The organism is Bradyrhizobium sp. USDA 4461, assembly GCF_054055655.1.
The window spans coordinates 5136390-5153803 of sequence record NZ_JBSRXM010000001.1; the positions used below are offsets into that span (position 1 = coordinate 5136390).

Consider the following 17414-nt stretch of genomic DNA (forward strand, 5'->3'; position numbering starts at 1 on the left):
CTAGTCTCCCGGGATCGCTTGGTAGAACGTGCCGGGATCGAGTTCGGTCGCGGTGCCGACCAGATCACGCCCGCCGAGTTGCGCCAGCACCCGGTACAGCACGCGTGCATCGGCTTCTTCGTCCGCGATCGGACGCCGCGGGATCCCCTCGCGGTAGCGGTCTCGGTAGGCGTGCAGCGTCGCCGGATCCTGCGCGCCGGTCAGTGGCGCGATGGTGTCCCATTCGGCATCCGAGGTCGCCAGAATCTCTTTCGCGGCACGCGTCACGGCGATGAAGCGGGCCACCAGGTCCTTGTTGGCGTTGGCCCAGGTTTCGTCGAAGACATAGCCGATCATCGCGATGCGGCCCTTGCTGCCCAGCTTTTTCAGCACGTCTTCCATGCCGGCAAGACGGCGAAAACCCCTGGCTTCAAGCGCGGCGCAGAAATTCCAGTAGTTGAGCGTCGCGTCCATCTCACCGTCGAGGGTCTTGGCGGCGAGCAGCGGCGGCGCGCCGTAGACGATGCTCGCCTGCGACTTCAGGTCGACGCCGTCCTGCTTCAATGCGGCCTGCAGCAGCAGCCAGTTCTTGTCGATCGCGCCGCCGGCAACCGCAAGCTTCCGCCCCTTGAGGTCGGCGAGCGTCTTGAGCGGCGAGGCGGCCGGGACCATCACGGCGCCCAGCGCGCTCGAATAGGGATAGAATTGCAGCCTGGCGCCGAGCGAGCGCTCGCGCGACACCCAGGGCCAGTCCGACACCATCACGTCGGCCGTGCCGGAGCGCAGCGCGATCTTGCCGGCCTCGGGGCTGGCGAGCTCGACGACGTCGATCGACAGATTGGCCTTCTTGTCGAGACCGTGGGAGCGAATGACGGCCAGTTCCCAGGCCAGCGTTCCGGTCTTCTGCGCTGCAACGCGGACGGTCTCCGCATTGCACGAGGTGCCGAACTGCATGACCGCCAGAACTGCCGCAGCCAACACCGTGCGTACAGAGATGATCATCGTTTCTTGCGCCACTTCCCCGAATGTTTTCTTTTCTGATCAATCTCCATAGCATAGCTTGCGGAAAGAGAAGAGGAAGCAGGACCATGGCAGGAGCTGGCATGCTACGACCGATTGTCGCCGTCCTGGCGCTCGCCGGTACCGCCATCGGCGTGCGGGCCCAGGAGATCAATGACTATCCGACCTCGGCGCGGGCGGAATATGTGTTCGGCTGCATGAAGGCCAATGGCGAATCCCGGCAGTCGATCGAGCAATGTTCCTGCTCGATCGATGTGGTCGCCTCGATCATCCCCTATGACCGCTACGTCACCGCCGAGACCGTGCTGAGCATGGCGCAGGTGCGCGGCAATCTGGGCGGTCAGTTCCGCTCCTCGGAGCAGGCCGCCAATGCGCTCAACGACCTCAGGCGCGCGCAGGCCGAGGCTGAAGTCAGGTGCTTCTGAAGTCAGGTGCTTCTAAAGTCTATCGGCAGATAGCGGGCAGGTCAGGTCCCGGGATTCTCGACCTTCCATTCGTGCTCGAAGACGTGCCCTTCGGTGTCCTTGGCTTCGGCGCGGAAACGCTTGGCGCCATTCGAGACGTAGGTGAAGCGGATATTGGGATCCTCGGAAATCGAGATGCCGCCCTCCATCGCCAGCACCGGGCTGTCGTCCTGCCAGATGTGCAGCTCGTTGACGAAGAAGGCCGGGATATAGAGCTGCGTGACCTGGTCCATCTGCAGGCCTGAATTGTTCGGATGCCCGATCATGATCTGGGCGTCCCGCGTGCTGCTCGCCGGCCCCTGTTCGGATCTGGTGAATTGCCGGTAGCGCATCTGGCCAAGCCGGTTGTTTGCTTCCTCGACATTCTTGCCGGCCGGTGCCGAGCAGCCGCCGGAGGCTTTGACATAGACCTTGCTGACATAGAGCTTTCCGTCGCTGAGCTCCGCGACGGCGTGAACGTTGGTGTAGTTGTTGACCCGGACGCGGGTCGAGATCTCGGTGACGTTGGCGTCCGGTCCAAGCGTGAACCTGGCGGCCATCGGCGCCGGGTTCTCGTCGATCACGAGCGTGATCGCGACGACGCGGCGACTGTCGCTGGGCTGAAGCTTGCTGCGCAGCGTCACCGGCACGATCGCGGCATCTTCCGCCCGCGACGGCATCTCGATGCCGATGACGTCGTTGCCGTCATTCATCGGGCGGTTGCTGAAGATGTCCTGGACCAGGCCCGGCCAGGGATCATAGGTCTCTGCCGCGGACGCAGCCGGTGTGCCCAGCGCGATCGTGAAGAGGCTGGCGATGCAGAGCAGGCGGGCGCGATGTCCGGTCATGTTCGCGAAATCCTGTGCGAGCCGCGTCATTATAGGACCAACGGCTACTCCCATTCAATTTCCGAAAATGCTGCAGTTGCGTTGCGGGCGTTGTAATCGTCGAACAACTGCCAGCGCGGCCGCTCGGCCTCCGCTGCATGCTCGGCCGCGGCCGTGATCGGCTTGCCGCTCTTGACCAGGGCGCGAACGTCCGCGGCCAGCGTCTCAAGATAACGCCGCTCGTCGGCGAGCCCCGCAGGCCAGGCGCTCACGGGTCCGTGACCGGGAACCACGCGCTCGGCGGGAATGGCCGCGAGGTCGTCGAGCGCACGCAGCCAGCCCTTGAGGCTGCCGTCGACCACGGGAATGTGGACCAGGAACACCATGTCGCCCGCGAACAGGGTGCTGGTCTGCGCGTCGAAGACGGTGAGGTCGTTGTCGCTATGGGCAGGCGGCCAGGCCTTCAAGGTCAGGCTTCGTCCGCCGAGGTCGAGCTGAAGCGTGTCCTCGACCAGCACGGTCGGCGGAATGATCTTCACCTCGTCGATCAAGGCGTCGCCCATCGTCCGGCGAAAGCCGTCGAGATAGAATTGCCCGCGTGCCGCCAGCGCGCGGGGCAGCATCTTGTGGCCGACGAAACGGGTCCCGTCACCGACGAACGCCGCGTTGCCGAAGCTGTGGTCCGGATGCGCGTGGGTATTGATCACGTAGCGGATCGGCTTGTCGGTGTGACTGCGGACCGCGGCGAGCAATTGCCGGCCTTCGCGAACGCTGCCGCCGGTATCGACGACCGCAACCGCGCTGTCGCCGATCACGAATCCGATATTGGCGATGGCACCTTCATTCTCGCGCGTCATCAAGGAGGTGACCCCGCTGTGAACGAAGATTCCGGGCGCGACTTCGCTCACAGGCAATTCCGCCTCTTGCGCCCACGCTATGGTCGGCGTCCAAAGCACCAGGAGCAGCGCAAGCACCGATCCGCCATGAACCATGTTTCCGCCTCAGTTTCTCCGGAGCGCGCGATCGATGTCGCCGCGCGCCAGTGTGCGCTGCAGCAAGCAACGCGGCGCAATCGCGATGATTATTCCTGTTGCACGTCATGGTGCGCCGGGCAATTGGTGGATCGCGGCGATCGATCCGATCACGAGGAGACGACGTAATGAGAATTGTCGGATGCCGTCCTGTTCTGCTCGCGGTTGCCGGCCTGATCGCAAGCCTCGCCGGCGGCGATATCTCGCGCGCGCAGATCAATGATCAGGGCGAACTCTCGATCGAGCTGGTCGACGCCAAGGTGCTGCGCATTTGCGCCGATCCGCGCAACCTGCCGTTCTCGAACGAGAAGGGCGAGGGGTTTGAGAACAAGATCGGCGAGCTGTTTGCCGAGAAGCTGCAGAAGAAGCTCGACTACATGTTCTTTCCGCAGGCGACCGGCTTCGTGCGGATGACGCTCGCGGCGCATCGCTGCGACGTGATCATGGGCTTTCCGCAGGGCGATGACCTCGCCCAAGGCACCAATCCGTATTACCGCACGGCCTATGCGCTGGTGACCAAGGCGGGCGGCGAGCTCGATCAGGTCACGACGCTCGAGGACGAGCGGCTGAAGGGCAAGCATATCGGCATCGTTGCGGGAACGCCGCCCGCCACCAACATGGCCGCCGCCGGCCTGATGGGCAATGCGAAGCCCTATCCGCTGATGATCGACACCCGCTACGATTCGTCGGCCCAGGCCATGATGGACGATCTTGCCAAGGGCGAGATCGATGCCGGCATCCTGTGGGGACCGATGGCGGGCTTCTATGCCAAGAAGGCGAACCCGCCGCTGCACATTACGCCGCTGGTGAAGGAGACGACCGGACCGAAGCTGGTCTATCGCATCGGCATGGGCGTGCGCGGGTCCGATCAGAACTGGAAGCGGCAGCTCAACCGCCTGATCCAGGAGAACCAGCCGGCGATCAACAAGATCCTGCTTGATTACGGCGTGCCGCTGCTCGACGAGAACGACCGTCCGATCGGTCCGGAGAGCGCGACCAAGTCGCCATGATCCGCCTCGCGGCGATGTTTGCGGTGATGTTGGTCGCCGCTTCGCCTGTCCGCGCGCAGGACCCGCCTCCAGAGCCGGAAGGTTATCGCACCGAGGATTACCGTGCGCCAGTGCCGACATCGCTTGCCGGCGCACGCGTGCTCACGACTGCGGAGGCGGAAGCGATCTGGCGCGACAAATCAGGCGCTTTCGTCGACGTGCTGCCGCGCGCACCGAAGCCGAATCTTCCCGCCGGCACGGTGTGGCGCGAGCGGCCGCATCGCAACATCCCCGGCAGCATCTGGCTGCCCGACACCGGCTACGGCAAGCTCGCCGCATCGACCGAAGATTATCTGCGACGCGGTCTGGTCCGCGCCTCCGGCGGCGACACGGCAAAATTGCTCGTGATCTACTGCCAGGAAAGTTGCTGGATGTCGTGGAACGCGGCCAAGCGCGTGCTGTCCTACGGCTACCGCAACGTGGCGTGGTATCCGGAGGGGACCGACGGCTGGGGGCGCGCCAAATTGCCGCTGGCGGAATCGGAACCCGAGCCGCGCGAGGGCGAGCATTGAGCCCGTCCTCACACGTCATCCCGGTTATTTTTGCTTGTCGAGCTTGTTGATGGTCTTGCCGCCATCGTTGTCTGAGGTGGTGAACGTCACCTTGTCGCCGGCGTGGAAGTCCTCCAGCGACAATCCCTTGGGTACCTTGTATTCCTGCATCGCGCCGCCGGCCGCGCCCACCGTTCCGCTTTGCGTCTGCTGGAGCGAGATGGTTCCGCTCAATCGGTCAATCTTGGTGACGATTCCGGTCATCGGTTGCTGGGCCAAAGCCGCTGAGGTGATCAGGCTCGCGGCCGCGAGGCTGGTCATGACGATCTTGGCTGCTCTCATCGAGGTCTCCCAACTTCAGATATAGTTGGAGTCAACGAGCGGAGAGCGCAGTTGGTTCCGCAACAGCGCGGCCCAAAAGAGCGCGTCGGGATGCGTATCTGTCATCACCGGGGGCAAGCCTTAGTCCAGCTCCTGCTGGATGGTGCGACTGAGCGCAAACAGCCGCTGATCGATCGCGGTCGGCACCTCGCAGACGAACTTCACCACGCGCCCGCGGTCTTCGAAGATCCGCGTTTCCCAGACCAGCTGATTGCCGAGCTCGTCGACCTTGGCCTGGTCCGGCGGGGTGGCGTCCTGCAGCTTTTGCAGCGCGAGCGTATCGTCGCGGATCTTTTCCGCGGCCTCGCGCTGCTTGCGCATCACGCGCTCGAGCCCGTTCATGACCGAGGCGCGCTGGCCGTTGAGCGTATCGAACAGGCCTGCGAACAGCAGCTTTCCGGCATTGGCCTTGTCGGCCGCGGAGGCTTGCAGGAACTCGGTGATCTCCTTCTGCGCGTCCTCCAGCGGAACGCGGCGCGCGGCAAGCTTGGTCGCGAGCGCGCTGACCTTCGGATCGTCCCGCCATTTGGTCTCGGCATCGCCGAGCGGCGGGCCGGCCCACACCGCGGCGAGCGAGATTTCCGGCACCTTGGCCTGTTGGCAGGGCCAGTCCGGATAACGCGGGTCGGCAGCCGATGCGTCCTGGTTCGACAGAACCATCGCGAGCAGCGCGCCCAGTGCCATGCGCCAGATCGTCATGCCTCGCCTCCGCCGGGACCGCGGCGCACCAGGCCGCGCGATGGATCGTAAGCCAGGATCGCGCCGATCATGAACACCACCGTGCAGCCGCCGACCACCGCGAGGGAGACCCAGTTCATCTTGCCGTACAGCGCAAACCGGATCAGCTCCACCGCATGGGTGAACGGATTGCACTGGCAGACATAATACAGCATCGGGCTGCCTTCCTGCACCCGCCAGAGCGGGTAGAGGGCCGACGATGCGAAGAACATCGGGAAGATGACAAAGTTCATCACACCGGCGAAGTTTTCGAGCTGCTTGATGCTGGCCGAGATCAGCATGCCCAAGGCGCCGAGCATCAGGCCCGACAGCACCAGCGCCGGCAGCACCGTGAGATAGCCGACGGTCGGCGGCGTGATGTCCCAGAACCAGGCGATCAGCAGGAAGGCGTAGACCTGGAGCAGCGAGACGGCCGTGCCGGCGAGCAGCTTGCAGAACAAGAGATAGCCGCGCGGCAGCGGGCTGACCAGCAACGTCCGCATGTTGCCCATCTCGCGGTCGTAGACCATCGACAGCGAGGATTGCATGCCGTTGAACAGCTGGATCATCGCCATCAGGCCGGGCGCGATATAGACCTCGTAGAGGATGTAGGTCTCATAGGGCGGGATGATCGAGATGCCGAGCACCTGGCGGAAGCCGGCGGCGAAGATGAACAGCCAGACCAGCGGCCTGACCAGCGCCGAGACGAAGCGCTCGCGCTGATGCAGGAAACGCAGCGCCTCGCGCCACACGATGCCGTTCAGGCAGACGATGTATTCCGACGGCGAGAAGCCGCTGCGCTCGGGCGTGACCGTCGTGCTGCTCATGTGGGCGGCTTTCCGGTAAGGGTGGCCGTTCCGGTCAGGCGCATGAACGCGGTGTTGACGTCCTGGGCGCCGGCATCGGCGATCACGCGCGCCATCGCCCCGTGCGCCAGCATCCGGCCCTGATGCAGCACCACGAGGTCGTCGCCCGGCATGATCTCGTCGAACAGATGCGTCGCCCACAGCACGCCGATGCCTTGTTCGGTGACGAGCTGGCGGACATGGTCGAGGATGTCGGCGCGCGCCTTGACGTCGAGCCCGACGGTGGCTTCGTCGAGCAGCAGCAGCCGAGGCCGATGCAGCAGCGCGCGGGCGATCTCGAGCCGCCGCATCTGCCCCCCCGAGAGATCGCGCACCTTGCTGCCGGCGCGGTCGGCAAGCCCGATGCGGGTGAGCACCTCGGCGCTGCGCAGCCGCGCCTCGCGCCGCGAGATGCCGTGCAGCGCGGCGTGATAGAGCAGGTTTTGCGTCAGCGAGAGATCGAGATCGAGCGTGCGCGGCTGGAACACGACACCCATCAGCCGCAGCGCTTCACCCGGTGTCCGGCTGATGTCGTGGCCGAAGATCTTGATCTGGCCGTTCTGGATGCCGAACAGCCGCGTCACCAGCGAGAACAACGTGCTCTTGCCGGCGCCATTGAGGCCGAGCAGCGCGGTGAAGCTTGCCGGCTGAACCGTGAAATTGACGTCGATCAGGGCGCGTCGCGGACCGTAGCTGTGGCTGACATTGCCGATCGACAATGCCGGCTGCACCGCCGCTACAGGGCCTGTATCCGGCGACGGCTGGCTCGCGATATGGGCGTCGGTTGCGGTCATGGCTGCGCGATCGTGATCCCCCAGGGCAGTTCGCCGACCTGAATGGTCTTGATCACCTTCTGGGATGCGACATCGATCACCGAGACGTCGTTGGAGACGCCGTTGGTGACCATCAGATATTTCTCGTCCGGCGTGAAATCCATGTGCCAGACCCGCTGGCCGACCAGGAGATATTTGAGCACCTTGTGGGTCGCGCCGTCGACGACCGCGACGCGGTTGGCGGGTCCGAGCGCGACGAACGCGGTCTTGCCGTCCTTGGTCATGCCGATGCCGACCGGCTGGATCGCCTCGTTGCGCAGGCCTGGGATCTCGAAGGTGATCTTGCCGGTGACCTCGTGCTTGACTGGATCGATGATCGACACCGTGCCGCCGATCTCGGAGGATACCCACAATTCGGAGCCGTCGCGCTTGAACTGGGCGAAACGGGGCCGCGAATCGACCAGCACATTGGCGACGATCTGGCGCGTCGACGTATCGATGAAATGCGCCATGTTGGTGGTCTCGGACGTGTTGATCAGGATCTTGCCGTCCGGGCTGATCGTCATGCCCTCAGGCTCGACGCCGACCTGGATGTCGCCGATCCGGGCGCGCTTCTCGAGATCGATCACGGTGACCGTGTTGTCGTTCTCGTTGGCGACATACATGGTCTTGCCGGCCGCATCCTGGGTGAACAGTTCCGGGTCGGGGCCGGAGGGCAGGGTGTCGACGATCTCCTGGGTCTTGGTGTCGATCACCTGGATGGTGTCGTCGTCGCCGACCGCGACCATGACGAACTTGCCGTCGCGCGAGAACTCGATGCCGCGCGGCCGCTGGCCGACCTTGATGGTCTTTGTCACCGTCCAGCTGGTGGTGTCGATCACCGTGACGGTGTTGCCCTTTTCGTTGGAGACATAGGCAACGAAGGCGGACGCCGGTGTCGCGGCAAGCCAAACGAGCATCCCGGTCAACAGACAGCGGCGCCACATACGTTTCATCTCCCTCACTGCAGCTTGCATTTCGTTTCGGGCCGGTCAACTCCGAGCGTGTCGAGCTCGGAGACCTGGTGCAGGAAACCTTCCTGCGGCGAGACCGAAACGACCATACGACCATCGGCCAGCAGGATCGGCTGACGGAGCTGCCAATTCCAGTCGCGCAGGGTCAACCGCGTGCCCTTGAAGGCGGCGATCGAGAAATCCTTGCCTTTGAGGAAGGCGATGACCTTCTTGGGATCGCCCGAATTGGTGCGGGAAGTGGCTTCGCCGATCATGCGCGCGGCGGTCCAGGCCTGCATGTCGAGCGCGGTCATGCGGCGCATGTTCAGCTTGACGAAGCGGTTCTGAATCTGGACCGCGCCCCATTGGTCATGCGCCGCGTCCCAGCTGGTCGGCACCAGGCCCGCCGAGCCCGCGACGGGCCGCGGGTCCCAGGTCCGGTAAGGGAGATAGTTCGCGAACACCTCGCTCTCGTCGGCGGCGACCAGTACGTCGTAGGCCGGCGCCTGCTGGGTGAACACCGGCATCTGGCGCTGGATCAGCGTCACGCCGGAGTCGGTGCGGCGGGCGCCGCCGGTGTCCTCGAAGGTCCGTTCCTGGACGATCTTGGCGCCAAACCGCGTGGCAGCGCGACGCAGCGCATCGGCGTAGAGCTTGTCCTGATCATGCGAGCCCGTCACCAGCAGCCAACGCTTCCACTGCTTCCACACCAGGTACTGGCCGAGCGCGTCCGCCAGCATCGAGCGGGTCGGCGCGACATGGATGACGTTGGCGCGGCAGTCCTGCTCGCGCAGCCGGTCGTCGATCGCACCCGCGTTCAGCAGCACGGTGCCGCGATCGCGCAATGCGTCGGCGACCTTGAGCAGGGCATCGGCGGGCAGATCGGTGATGATGTAGTCGTTGCGGCCGGCGAGATCGGCCGCGGCCTTGGCGACATCGTCGCTGTCCTTGACCTTGACCTCGTCGAGCGTGAAGCGCTGGTTGAGGAACTTGCCGGTCGTATTGTTGTCCTCGATCGCAAGCCGCGCGCCGGCGATGCCGTCGTTGTCGGCCGGTTGCTCGACCAGCGAGAGCGTCGATTTGACGCCGGCATGGCCGAGATAGCCGATATGGATCTCGACGGGACCAGCCGCCAGCGCTCCGGTCGCCATCATGCTGAGCGCGATCGTGCCGATCAGCCATCGGAACATAACTCCTCCCGCAGTCTTTCCTCACTCGGCATGGCACTATCGAAAGCTTCCGCTTTTCTGGCCAAGCGTTGATGTGCAAGATGCCGGAATTGGCCTGGCTTGCAACCCCGCTTTTTGTCGTTGCAAGGTTACATATTCGATTGGTTCACAATCATGAGATCAGGCTTTGCATGAGATCAGGATTTGCATGAGATCAGCGTTCGTCGTCGTATCTTTGCTGGTGATGTCTGCGGCGGTCCGCGCCGAGCCGCCCAAGCTTGCGGTGTTCGACTTCGAGATGATCGATACAAGCCTGCAAGGGGAAGTGAACGGGCCGCGGACCGACGAGCAGGCACGGCTGCTGCGGGCCGGCGATCAGGTCCGCAAGGAGCTTGCGGACTCCGGCAAGTTCCGGGTGCTCGATATCGCGCCCGTCAATGTTGCGGCGCACGGCAGCAATCTTCAGGCCTGCGGCGGCTGCGACGTGAAGCTGGCCGGCCAGCTCGGCGCTGACCTTGCGATGACCGGCGTGGTGCAGAAGGTCTCCAACCTGATCCTCAACATCAATCTCTATCTGCGCGACGTGCACACCGGGCAATTGGTGGCGGCCGCGAGCGCCGACATGCGCGGCAACACCGACGAATCCTGGTCGCGGGCCACCGATTACCTCGTGCGCAACCGCCTGCTCGCGCCGAACTACGGCCTGCCGCAGGCCCGATAGATCAGCCCTTCGCTCGCAATAGCGTTGATGGAGCGACACCAGTTTAGCCCCGTGACCCTGAGGAGCGCGCCCTTGCGCGCGTCTCGAAGGGTCGACGGCCACCAGCCGGGCCGTGCATCCTTCGAGACGCCGCTGCGCGGCTCCTCAGGATGACGGATACTCACACTTCGCGCGGGGAACGCTCAAGCCTTCAGCCGTGCGGCGTGCCAGCGCAGGTGATCGGCCATGAAGGTCGAGATGAAGTAGTAGCTGTGGTCGTAGCCCGGCTGACGCCGCAAAGTGAGCGGGATGCCGGCCTTCTCGCAGGCGGCTTTCAACAGCTCGGGCCGCAGCTGCTCGGCAAGGAAGCCGTCGGCATCGCCGTAATCGACCAGCAGGTCCGAGAAGCGGGCGCCGTCCTCGATCAGCGCGACCGCGTCGTGCTTGCGCCATGCCTGTTTGTTGTTGCCGAGATAGCCGCCGAGCGCCTTGTTGCCCCACGGCACCTGCGACGGCGCCACGATCGGCGCAAACGCGCTGGCCGCGCGATAGCGATCGGGATAGGTCAACGCGACCGTCAGCGCGCCATGGCCGCCCATGGAGTGACCGAGGATCGATTGCCGCGTCGTGTCGACCGGGAAATGCTCGGCGATCAGCTTGGGCAATTCCTCGGTGACGTAGCTCCACATCCGGTAATTGGTCGCGAACGGCGGTTCGGTCGCATCGACATAGAAGCCTGCGCCGAGGCCGAAATCATATGCATTGGCGGGATCGCCGGGAACGCCTTCGCCGCGCGGGCTGGTGTCGGGCGCAACGAAGATCAGGCCGAGCTCGGCGCAGGCCTGGCGGAATTCACCCTTTTCGGTGACGTTGGTGTGGGTGCAGGTCAGGCCTGAGAGATAGGTGACCACAGGCAATTTGGCGCCGGCCGCGTGTTCCGGGACGAACACCGAGAAGGTCATGTCGGTCTTGGTCTCGCGGCTCGGATGGCGGTAAACACCTTGCGTACCGCCATGCGACTTGTTCTGGGAAACCGTCTGCATTGCCATATTCCTCTCGGTTGGAGTGCAGCGTCAGGCGACGCCACTCTCGATCGCTAGGCGCACCAGCTCGGCCGACGTGCGCACGCCAAGCTTCTGGCGCATGATCGATGACGTGTTCGCGACCGTCTTGTATGACGAATGCACCAGCCAGGCGATCTCCGACAGGCTCTTGCCGGAACTGAGCAGGCGCAGGATCTCCATCTCGCGCGAGGTCAGCTTGGACAGCGGGTTTTGCGCAAAGCCCGGCCGCGCAAACGCGACGTTGCGTGCGATCGCCGGCGGCAGATAGACGCCGCCATTGCCGACTTCGCGCACCGCCTCGACCAGATCGTTGGGATCGCCGGTCTTCGAAACGTAGCCCTTGGCGCCGATGTCGATGGCGCGGGCGGCGAACACCGGGTCGTCGTTCATGCTGAACATGATGAGGCGTGCGGATGCATCGCGCGTCAGGATGCGGCGCGCCAGCTCGAAGCCGGAGACGGTCGGCAGGTTGATGTCGATCACGCAGAGATCGGGTTTGTCTGCGACAAACGCGCGCTCGCCGCTTTCGGCATCCGCGGCTTCGAGCAGGGTGATCCCGGGATCGTCGGCGAACACGGTGCGGCAACCGGAGGCAACGATGGGATGATCATCAACGATCAGAATGCGCATGGCATTGTTCCGGCGACCTGCTTCTGTTCACTCATCGTCTCATCGGCTTGCACGAAGAACACCTCGGTTCCGGCCGGTTGTGCACCTCGCATGGGATTGCGATAGGGTGCGATTAGATAGCCGGGCAAATTTGGCTGTCAACGATCCTCTCGGAGGAGGGATCGCGGTCGGGGGCAACGTCATGTGGCAAAAGCTATCCTTGCGCGCACGGATCAACCTGCTGCTGGCGCTGATCTTGGCGCTTGGGCTGGGCATCAATATTGCGCGGCTCGTGCTCGAAGCAGGTCCGCGCGTCCAGGCCGAGGACCAGAGCGTGATCCGGCTGGCGCGCGAGTTCGTCGCGACGATCGTGGCCGGTCTCGACGAGGCACCGGACCCCGATGCGCGGCTCGACCAGATCGTCCAGGACCTGAGCCGGCTGCGTCACGTCAGCATCACGCGACAGGATGGCGCGACCGCCAAGTCCACCGAACGGCCCGAGGACGCCGATGGTTTGCGCGCCGCGCCGGAATGGTTCGTCGCGCTGGTCCATCCCGAGCAGACCTCGGTGCGGGTGCCGATCTCGGTTCACGGCAAGCCGCAATCGCTTGTCATCACTTCGCATCCAGACGACGAAATCGCCGAGATCTGGGATGGCATCGTCACCCAGCTCGAGGTGGGCTCCGCGATCGCGGTGGCGCTGCTGCTGGTCACCATGCTGGTGGTCGGCCGCGCGCTGGCGCCGCTGGAGGCGCTGTCGCAGGCCATGACCGGCATCGAGGCCGGCGATTACGACGCGCGCGTCGAGCCTGGCGGGTCGCCGGAACTGGCCGCGATCTGTGCCAAACTGAACCATCTGGCGGCGACACTGGGCGAAGCCGTGGATAGCAAGCGGCTGCTGGCCGAACGCGCGGTGTCGCTGCAGGATTCCGAGCGCAAGGAAATCGCGCGCGAACTGCACGATGAGTTCGGGCCCTATCTGTTCGCCCTGCGTGCGCATGCCGGCGCGCTGACCCGGCTGGCGGAGGTCGAACAGCCCGATCCGGCGGCGCTGCGCAAGCACGGCAACGCCATCCTCGAGCAGGTCAATGCGCTGCAGCAGTTCACCCGCCGCATCCTGGAGCGATTGCGGCCGGTCGGATTGGCCGAGCTCGGACTTGCGGAGGCGCTCGGCGCGCTGGTGCGGATGTGGAGCGAAACCCACCCGGAGGTGGAGATCGACAGCAACGTATCGCCCGAGCTCGGCGATACCGGCGAGATGGCCGATCTGACGATCTATCGCATCGTCCAGGAAGCGCTCACCAACGTGTTCCGCCACGCCGGCGCGACTTCGGTCGATATCACGATCGAACCTGCGGAGCGGCAGGCGGGCGCGCGCGGCAGCCGCGGCTGCGCGCTGGTGCGGGTCCGCGACAATGGCCGCGGCTTGCTCGCCGATCACCGGCTTGGCCGCGGTTTGACCGGCATGCAGGAGCGAATCCTCGCGCTCGGCGGCACGCTCAAGATCGATTCCGCCGATGATGGTGTGACGGTCGAGGCGCTGGTGCCGAAGGCCGTGCGCGCTTAGCCCGGTGACCGCGGCCAATAGGTGAAGGCGGCCCAGGCCAGCGCCAGTGCGCCGGCGATCCAGAGCGTGACGATCGCGATCATGCCGGCCCGGCTGATCGGGCGCTGCAAGATGGCTGCGGCCTTAGTGCGGGATTCCGCCATGACCTCGTCCGGAATCAGCGAAAGCGCAAGCCAGATGCCGAGCGGCAGCAGGATCAGGTCGTCGAGATAGCCGAGCACCGGGATGAAATCCGGTATCAGGTCGATCGGCGAGAGCGCATAGGCCGCAATGGCGATTGCAAGGGCCTTTGCGTACCACGGTACGCGTGGATCGCGCGATGCTAGGTAGAGCGCAACGCTGTCACGCTTGAGGTTGCGCGCCCAAAGCCTGATCGAAGACAGCTTGAGTGAGGAGAGTTTGAAGGCCGACAGCATGGCGCCTGCACGCCAGACGGAAGCGCTACTCCAGCACCACATCCACCGGTATGCCGCCGTGCAGACCCTTGTGGACGGAGGAGGGCGCGATGCCGAAATACTTCCGGAAGACGCGGCTGAAATGCGAGGAGCTCGAGAAGCCCCATGAGAACGCGACATCGGTGATGGTCTTGCCGTTCTGGGATTCCAGCTCCTGCCGGCAATTCTGCAGCCGTGCCTTCCAGATGTAGTCGCTGACAGTCATGCCGCGATCGCTGAACAGCATATGCAGATAGCGCTTGGAGCAGCCCAGCGCCGCGGAAATGCGGTCGATGCAAAGATCGGGATCGCGCAGGTGCTCGCGGATGAAGCCCTGGGCCCGCACATAGGTCGCCTCGGCGCTGCCGCGATCGAACATCGCGCCGGTCTCGCGCAGCGGCAGCAGCAGCAGGTCGATCAGCGCATCGGCGACGCCGACCGCGTTGACCGGGGTCAGCGTCGGCGCCTCGCCGAACGCAGCATGGACGAAATCATAGGCGATGCGGCCGGTGCCGTTGCGCGCCGACAGCTTGCACGGCGCCATCTTGGAGAGCTGGAAGCCGCGCTCCTTGAGCAGGTCCTTTGGAACGATGACAACCTCATGACGCGTCAGGGACGGGCTGATGATCGTGTGCGGACACGACACGTCATAGGCGAAGCAGTCGCCCGGCATGATGTCGAAGTGCAGACCGTCCTGCTCGAAATGCGAGACGCCATGGGTCTGGAAGACGATCTTGATGTAGGGATGCTCGCTCAGCTTAATGCGCGAGAGCGCATGGGCGATGCGATGCTGGCTTGCCTCGATCTGGCACAACTTCAGCCGCGACACGGTGGTGTAGTTGATCCGGCCTTCAAGCGAGGATCCTTCCAGCGCATCGACGTCGAACTGACCGCAGAGGTCAGTGAGCGCATCCGACCAGCGCTGGATCTGACGCTTGGGCGTCAATCCGTTCGTGCTGAGTGAATGGACTGTATCGGACATCTTTCCAGCCACCGATTCGATCCCCAACGTGACTGCCAACAGAGCTTAGGTCTGGTCCGGGATGATGCGCCTTCTCCCTGATTCTGAACTGCTTAGGGAGGCGACGGGACATCTTCCCGGTGAATGTCGGGTGATCCTCCGACTTAGTTCTGGGCTCGTCAAGCGCAACCTTAGCACGCGTCAAACTGGCGCTCGAACGGCGTCAGCCGCGATTGATGCCCTGCAACATGAAGCAACCCTTGCTGCCAATTCCGACCGGGGCTGGAAAAATCTCATGAAGGTTCGCTTCTGAGCAAACGGCTCTTCTCTTTTGGGCAAGTCAGCCGGATTCGATCGGACTACGACTGGGGTACCAAAATGGAAGAAGTGGGGCCGTTTCGGCGGAAACCCTTGAGCTCTTGAACCTGGGAGGAAATCCACGATGCGCAAGCTGCTATACGCGACCAGCCTTGGGGCAATGGCGGTGTTCGCCGCCGGAGCTGCCACTGCCAATGACGAACTCCACAAGATGGCGCAGAACCCGAAAGACTGGGTGATGCCGACCGGCGATTACTCCAATCAGCGTTACTCGAAGCTGAATCAGATCAACGCCCAGAACGTCGGAAAGTTGCAGGTCGCCTGGACGTTTTCGACCGGCGTGCTGCGCGGCCACGAGGGCGGTCCGCTGATCATCGGCAACATGATGTACGTCCATACGCCGTTCCCGAACAAGGTCTACGCTATTGACCTTTCGAAGGACAACCAGATCGTCTGGAAGTACGAGCCGAAGCAGGATCCGAACGTCATTCCGGTGATGTGCTGCGATACCGTCAATCGCGGCGTCGCCTACGGTGACGGCAAGATCTTCCTGCACCAGGCCGACACCACGCTGGTCGCGCTCGATGCCAAGACCGGCAAGGTGGAGTGGAGCGTCAAGAACGGCGATCCGAGCAAGGGCTCGACCGGCACCTCCGCACCGATGGTGATCAAGGACAAGGTCCTGATCGGTATCTCCGGCGGCGAGTTCGGCGTGCAGGCGCATATGAGCGCCTACGACATCAAGACCGGCAAGCTGGTCTGGCGCGGCTTCTCGGAAGGTCCGGATGATCAGATCCTGGTCGACGACAAGACCACCGAGCTCGGCAAGCCGGTCGGCAAGGACTCGAGCCTGAAGACGTGGCAAGGCGATCAGTGGAAGATCGGCGGCGGCGCGACCTGGGGCTGGATCTCCTACGATCCCGAACTGAACCTCGTGTACTACGGATCGGGCAACCCCTCGACCTGGAATCCGAAGCAGCGGCCCGGCGACAACAAGTGGTCGATGACGATCTGGGCGCGTAACCCGGACACCGGCGTCGCCAAGTGGGTCTACCAGATGACGCCCCATGACGAATGGGACTATGACGGCATCAACGAGATGATCCTTTCGGATCAGTCGATCGATGGCAAGCCGCGTAAGCTCCTGACCCACTTCGATCGTAACGGCCTCGGCTACACCCTCGATCGCGCCACCGGCGAACTGCTGGTCGCCGAGAAGTACGATCCGAAGGTGAACTGGACCTCCGGCGTCGACATGAAGAAGGACTCGCCGACCTATGGTCGTCCGAAGGTTCTTGACGCAGCGTCGACCGACAAGGCCGGCGAGGACGTCAACGTCAAGGGCATCTGCCCGGCAGCGCTCGGCTCGAAGGACGAGCAGCCGGCGGCTTACTCGCCCGACACGCAGCTGTTCTACGTGCCGACCAACCACGTCTGCATGGACTACGAACCGTTCAAGGTGAGCTACACCGCAGGTCAGCCCTATGTCGGCGCGACGCTGTCGATGTATCCGCCTCCCGGTGAGACCAACATGGGCAACTTCATTGCCTGGGACGGCAAGACCGGCAAGATCGTCTGGTCGAACAAGGAGCAGTTCTCGGTCTGGTCGGGTGCACTCGCGACCGCCGGCGGCGTGGTGTTCTACGGCACGCTGGAAGGCTACCTGAAGGCTGTCGACGCCAAGACGGGCAAGGAGCTCTACAAGTTCAAGACCCCGTCCGGCATCATCGGCAACGTCACCACCTACGAGAACAACGGCAAGCAGTATGTCGCAGTTCTGTCGGGTGTTGGCGGTTGGGCAGGCATCGGCCTCGCGGCTGGTCTGACCGATCCGACGGCCGGCCTCGGTGCAGTCGGCGGCTATGCCGCGCTGAGCAACTACACCGCGCTCGGTGGAACGCTCACCGTGTTCTCGCTGCCGCAGCAGTGAGCTGAGCGACCTCGTTCCGGCGCATGGAGCGAACTCCATGCGCCGGTCCGTCTTCAATCTGCACGCGAGGATATGCTTTTGCGTAAGATCTGGTTTGTGACTGCTGCGATCTTG

At 64.0% G+C, this 17414-nt stretch carries 19 protein-coding genes; 6 read left to right on the plus strand and 13 right to left on the minus strand.

Annotated elements, in window-relative coordinates:
• Complete coding sequence (locus ACVINW_RS23695; protein ID WP_456756481.1) at nucleotides 1-933, minus strand: ABC transporter substrate-binding protein; 933 nt, start codon at nucleotides 931-933, stop codon at nucleotides 1-3.
• A 149-nt stretch (nucleotides 934-1082) separates the two neighbouring features.
• On the opposite strand from ACVINW_RS23695, the gene ACVINW_RS23700 reads away from it, so the two are divergent.
• The gene (locus ACVINW_RS23700) at nucleotides 1083-1424 is read left to right on the plus strand and encodes a hypothetical protein (RefSeq protein ID WP_456753521.1); all 342 of its coding nucleotides are present in this window, start codon (nucleotides 1083-1085) and stop codon (nucleotides 1422-1424) included.
• Nucleotides 1425-1465: 41 nt separating this feature from the next.
• Here the strand turns inward: ACVINW_RS23700 and ACVINW_RS23705 are convergent, their stop codons facing one another.
• Entirely contained in the window at nucleotides 1466-2290 is an 825-nt protein-coding gene (locus ACVINW_RS23705; RefSeq protein WP_456753522.1) for a quinoprotein dehydrogenase-associated SoxYZ-like carrier, read from the minus strand.
• A gap of 44 nt (nucleotides 2291-2334) precedes the next feature.
• Nucleotides 2335-3261 (minus strand): quinoprotein relay system zinc metallohydrolase 2, encoded by a 927-nt coding sequence (locus ACVINW_RS23710; RefSeq protein WP_456753523.1) that lies wholly within the window; start codon nucleotides 3259-3261, stop codon nucleotides 2335-2337.
• Between the two features lie 167 nt (nucleotides 3262-3428).
• Here ACVINW_RS23710 and ACVINW_RS23715 point away from each other — a divergent pair, with 167 nt between their 5' ends.
• Together ACVINW_RS23715 and ACVINW_RS23720 are read left to right on the plus strand one after the other, a co-directional pair.
• Nucleotides 3429-4310, plus strand: coding sequence for a substrate-binding domain-containing protein (locus tag ACVINW_RS23715; RefSeq protein WP_456753524.1), 882 nt, complete (start codon nucleotides 3429-3431; stop codon nucleotides 4308-4310).
• Nucleotides 4307-4861, plus strand: coding sequence for a PQQ-dependent catabolism-associated CXXCW motif protein (locus ACVINW_RS23720; RefSeq protein ID WP_456753525.1), 555 nt, complete (start codon nucleotides 4307-4309; stop codon nucleotides 4859-4861). The genes ACVINW_RS23715 and ACVINW_RS23720 overlap by 4 nt, the downstream gene beginning before the upstream one ends.
• A gap of 24 nt (nucleotides 4862-4885) precedes the next feature.
• Here ACVINW_RS23720 and ACVINW_RS23725 read toward each other — a convergent pair whose 3' ends face one another.
• The 6 genes from ACVINW_RS23725 to ACVINW_RS23750 form a co-directional block, all read right to left on the minus strand.
• Nucleotides 4886-5161: a copper-binding protein gene (locus ACVINW_RS23725; protein WP_456753526.1), complete on the minus strand. Its 276-nt coding sequence runs from the start codon at nucleotides 5159-5161 to the stop codon at nucleotides 4886-4888.
• A gap of 141 nt (nucleotides 5162-5302) precedes the next feature.
• On the minus strand, nucleotides 5303-5920 hold the full coding sequence (locus ACVINW_RS23730) for a hypothetical protein (protein ID WP_456753527.1): 618 nt from the start codon (nucleotides 5918-5920) through the stop codon (nucleotides 5303-5305).
• A complete protein-coding gene (locus tag ACVINW_RS23735; protein WP_456753528.1) occupies nucleotides 5917-6765 on the minus strand; it encodes an ABC transporter permease in 849 nt (282 codons plus the stop codon). The genes ACVINW_RS23730 and ACVINW_RS23735 overlap by 4 nt, the downstream gene beginning before the upstream one ends.
• A complete protein-coding gene (locus ACVINW_RS23740) occupies nucleotides 6762-7577 on the minus strand; it encodes an ABC transporter ATP-binding protein (RefSeq protein WP_456753529.1) in 816 nt (271 codons plus the stop codon). Before ACVINW_RS23740 ends, ACVINW_RS23735 begins: the two co-directional genes overlap by 4 nt.
• Nucleotides 7574-8551, minus strand: coding sequence for a YVTN family beta-propeller repeat protein (locus ACVINW_RS23745; RefSeq protein WP_456753530.1), 978 nt, complete (start codon nucleotides 8549-8551; stop codon nucleotides 7574-7576). The genes ACVINW_RS23740 and ACVINW_RS23745 overlap by 4 nt, the downstream gene beginning before the upstream one ends.
• A 5-nt stretch (nucleotides 8552-8556) precedes the next feature.
• Nucleotides 8557-9738: an ABC transporter substrate-binding protein gene (locus ACVINW_RS23750; RefSeq protein WP_456753531.1), complete on the minus strand. Its 1182-nt coding sequence runs from the start codon at nucleotides 9736-9738 to the stop codon at nucleotides 8557-8559.
• A 187-nt stretch (nucleotides 9739-9925) separates the two neighbouring features.
• On the opposite strand from ACVINW_RS23750, the gene ACVINW_RS23755 reads away from it, so the two are divergent.
• Nucleotides 9926-10438, plus strand: coding sequence for a DUF3280 domain-containing protein (locus tag ACVINW_RS23755; RefSeq protein ID WP_456753532.1), 513 nt, complete (start codon nucleotides 9926-9928; stop codon nucleotides 10436-10438).
• A gap of 182 nt (nucleotides 10439-10620) precedes the next feature.
• Here ACVINW_RS23755 and fghA read toward each other — a convergent pair whose 3' ends face one another.
• Together fghA and ACVINW_RS23765 are read right to left on the minus strand one after the other, a co-directional pair.
• A complete protein-coding gene (gene fghA, locus ACVINW_RS23760; protein WP_456753533.1) occupies nucleotides 10621-11466 on the minus strand; it encodes an S-formylglutathione hydrolase in 846 nt (281 codons plus the stop codon).
• A 24-nt stretch (nucleotides 11467-11490) separates the two neighbouring features.
• Nucleotides 11491-12111 (minus strand): response regulator, encoded by a 621-nt coding sequence (locus ACVINW_RS23765; protein ID WP_456753534.1) that lies wholly within the window; start codon nucleotides 12109-12111, stop codon nucleotides 11491-11493.
• A gap of 181 nt (nucleotides 12112-12292) precedes the next feature.
• Here ACVINW_RS23765 and ACVINW_RS23770 point away from each other — a divergent pair, with 181 nt between their 5' ends.
• Complete coding sequence (locus ACVINW_RS23770; protein WP_456753535.1) at nucleotides 12293-13657, plus strand: histidine kinase; 1365 nt, start codon at nucleotides 12293-12295, stop codon at nucleotides 13655-13657.
• On the opposite strand, the gene ACVINW_RS23775 is transcribed toward ACVINW_RS23770, so the two are convergent.
• Together ACVINW_RS23775 and ACVINW_RS23780 are read right to left on the minus strand one after the other, a co-directional pair.
• Nucleotides 13654-14073 carry a YkvA family protein gene (locus ACVINW_RS23775; RefSeq protein ID WP_456753536.1) on the minus strand — a complete coding sequence of 140 codons (420 nt, stop codon included), beginning with the start codon at nucleotides 14071-14073 and terminating at the stop codon, nucleotides 13654-13656. The genes ACVINW_RS23770 and ACVINW_RS23775 overlap by 4 nt on opposite strands.
• A gap of 25 nt (nucleotides 14074-14098) precedes the next feature.
• Complete coding sequence (locus tag ACVINW_RS23780; protein WP_456753537.1) at nucleotides 14099-15073, minus strand: helix-turn-helix domain-containing protein; 975 nt, start codon at nucleotides 15071-15073, stop codon at nucleotides 14099-14101.
• 421 nt (nucleotides 15074-15494) lie between these two features.
• Here ACVINW_RS23780 and xoxF5 point away from each other — a divergent pair, with 421 nt between their 5' ends.
• Nucleotides 15495-17300, plus strand: a complete 1806-nt coding sequence (xoxF5, locus tag ACVINW_RS23785) for a lanthanide-dependent methanol dehydrogenase XoxF5 (protein WP_456753538.1) — start codon at nucleotides 15495-15497, stop codon at nucleotides 17298-17300.
• The last annotated feature ends 114 nt before the right edge of the window (nucleotides 17301-17414 follow it).

What these genes read in the sequence shown, in the direction of transcription:
- ACVINW_RS23750 (WP_456753531.1), bottom strand. Translation starts at nt 9,738, where the DNA reads ATGTTCCGATGGCTGATCGGCACGATCGCGCTCAGCATGATGGCGACC.
- ACVINW_RS23745 (WP_456753530.1), bottom strand. Translation starts at nt 8,551, where the DNA reads ATGAAACGTATGTGGCGCCGCTGTCTGTTGACCGGGATGCTCGTTTGG.
- ACVINW_RS23770 (WP_456753535.1), top strand. Translation starts at nt 12,293, where the DNA reads ATGTGGCAAAAGCTATCCTTGCGCGCACGGATCAACCTGCTGCTGGCG.
- ACVINW_RS23710 (WP_456753523.1), bottom strand. Translation starts at nt 3,261, where the DNA reads ATGGTTCATGGCGGATCGGTGCTTGCGCTGCTCCTGGTGCTTTGGACG.
- ACVINW_RS23705 (WP_456753522.1), bottom strand. Translation starts at nt 2,290, where the DNA reads ATGACCGGACATCGCGCCCGCCTGCTCTGCATCGCCAGCCTCTTCACG.
- ACVINW_RS23730 (WP_456753527.1), bottom strand. Translation starts at nt 5,920, where the DNA reads ATGACGATCTGGCGCATGGCACTGGGCGCGCTGCTCGCGATGGTTCTG.
- ACVINW_RS23775 (WP_456753536.1), bottom strand. Translation starts at nt 14,073, where the DNA reads ATGCTGTCGGCCTTCAAACTCTCCTCACTCAAGCTGTCTTCGATCAGG.
- ACVINW_RS23720 (WP_456753525.1), top strand. Translation starts at nt 4,307, where the DNA reads ATGATCCGCCTCGCGGCGATGTTTGCGGTGATGTTGGTCGCCGCTTCG.
- ACVINW_RS23725 (WP_456753526.1), bottom strand. Translation starts at nt 5,161, where the DNA reads ATGACCAGCCTCGCGGCCGCGAGCCTGATCACCTCAGCGGCTTTGGCC.
- fghA (WP_456753533.1), bottom strand. Translation starts at nt 11,466, where the DNA reads ATGGCAATGCAGACGGTTTCCCAGAACAAGTCGCATGGCGGTACGCAA.
- ACVINW_RS23695 (WP_456756481.1), bottom strand. Translation starts at nt 933, where the DNA reads ATGCAGTTCGGCACCTCGTGCAATGCGGAGACCGTCCGCGTTGCAGCG.
- ACVINW_RS23735 (WP_456753528.1), bottom strand. Translation starts at nt 6,765, where the DNA reads ATGAGCAGCACGACGGTCACGCCCGAGCGCAGCGGCTTCTCGCCGTCG.
- ACVINW_RS23780 (WP_456753537.1), bottom strand. Translation starts at nt 15,073, where the DNA reads ATGTCCGATACAGTCCATTCACTCAGCACGAACGGATTGACGCCCAAG.
- ACVINW_RS23700 (WP_456753521.1), top strand. Translation starts at nt 1,083, where the DNA reads ATGCTACGACCGATTGTCGCCGTCCTGGCGCTCGCCGGTACCGCCATC.
- ACVINW_RS23765 (WP_456753534.1), bottom strand. Translation starts at nt 12,111, where the DNA reads ATGCGCATTCTGATCGTTGATGATCATCCCATCGTTGCCTCCGGTTGC.
- ACVINW_RS23740 (WP_456753529.1), bottom strand. Translation starts at nt 7,577, where the DNA reads ATGACCGCAACCGACGCCCATATCGCGAGCCAGCCGTCGCCGGATACA.
- ACVINW_RS23715 (WP_456753524.1), top strand. Translation starts at nt 3,429, where the DNA reads ATGAGAATTGTCGGATGCCGTCCTGTTCTGCTCGCGGTTGCCGGCCTG.
- ACVINW_RS23755 (WP_456753532.1), top strand. Translation starts at nt 9,926, where the DNA reads ATGAGATCAGCGTTCGTCGTCGTATCTTTGCTGGTGATGTCTGCGGCG.
- xoxF5 (WP_456753538.1), top strand. Translation starts at nt 15,495, where the DNA reads ATGCGCAAGCTGCTATACGCGACCAGCCTTGGGGCAATGGCGGTGTTC.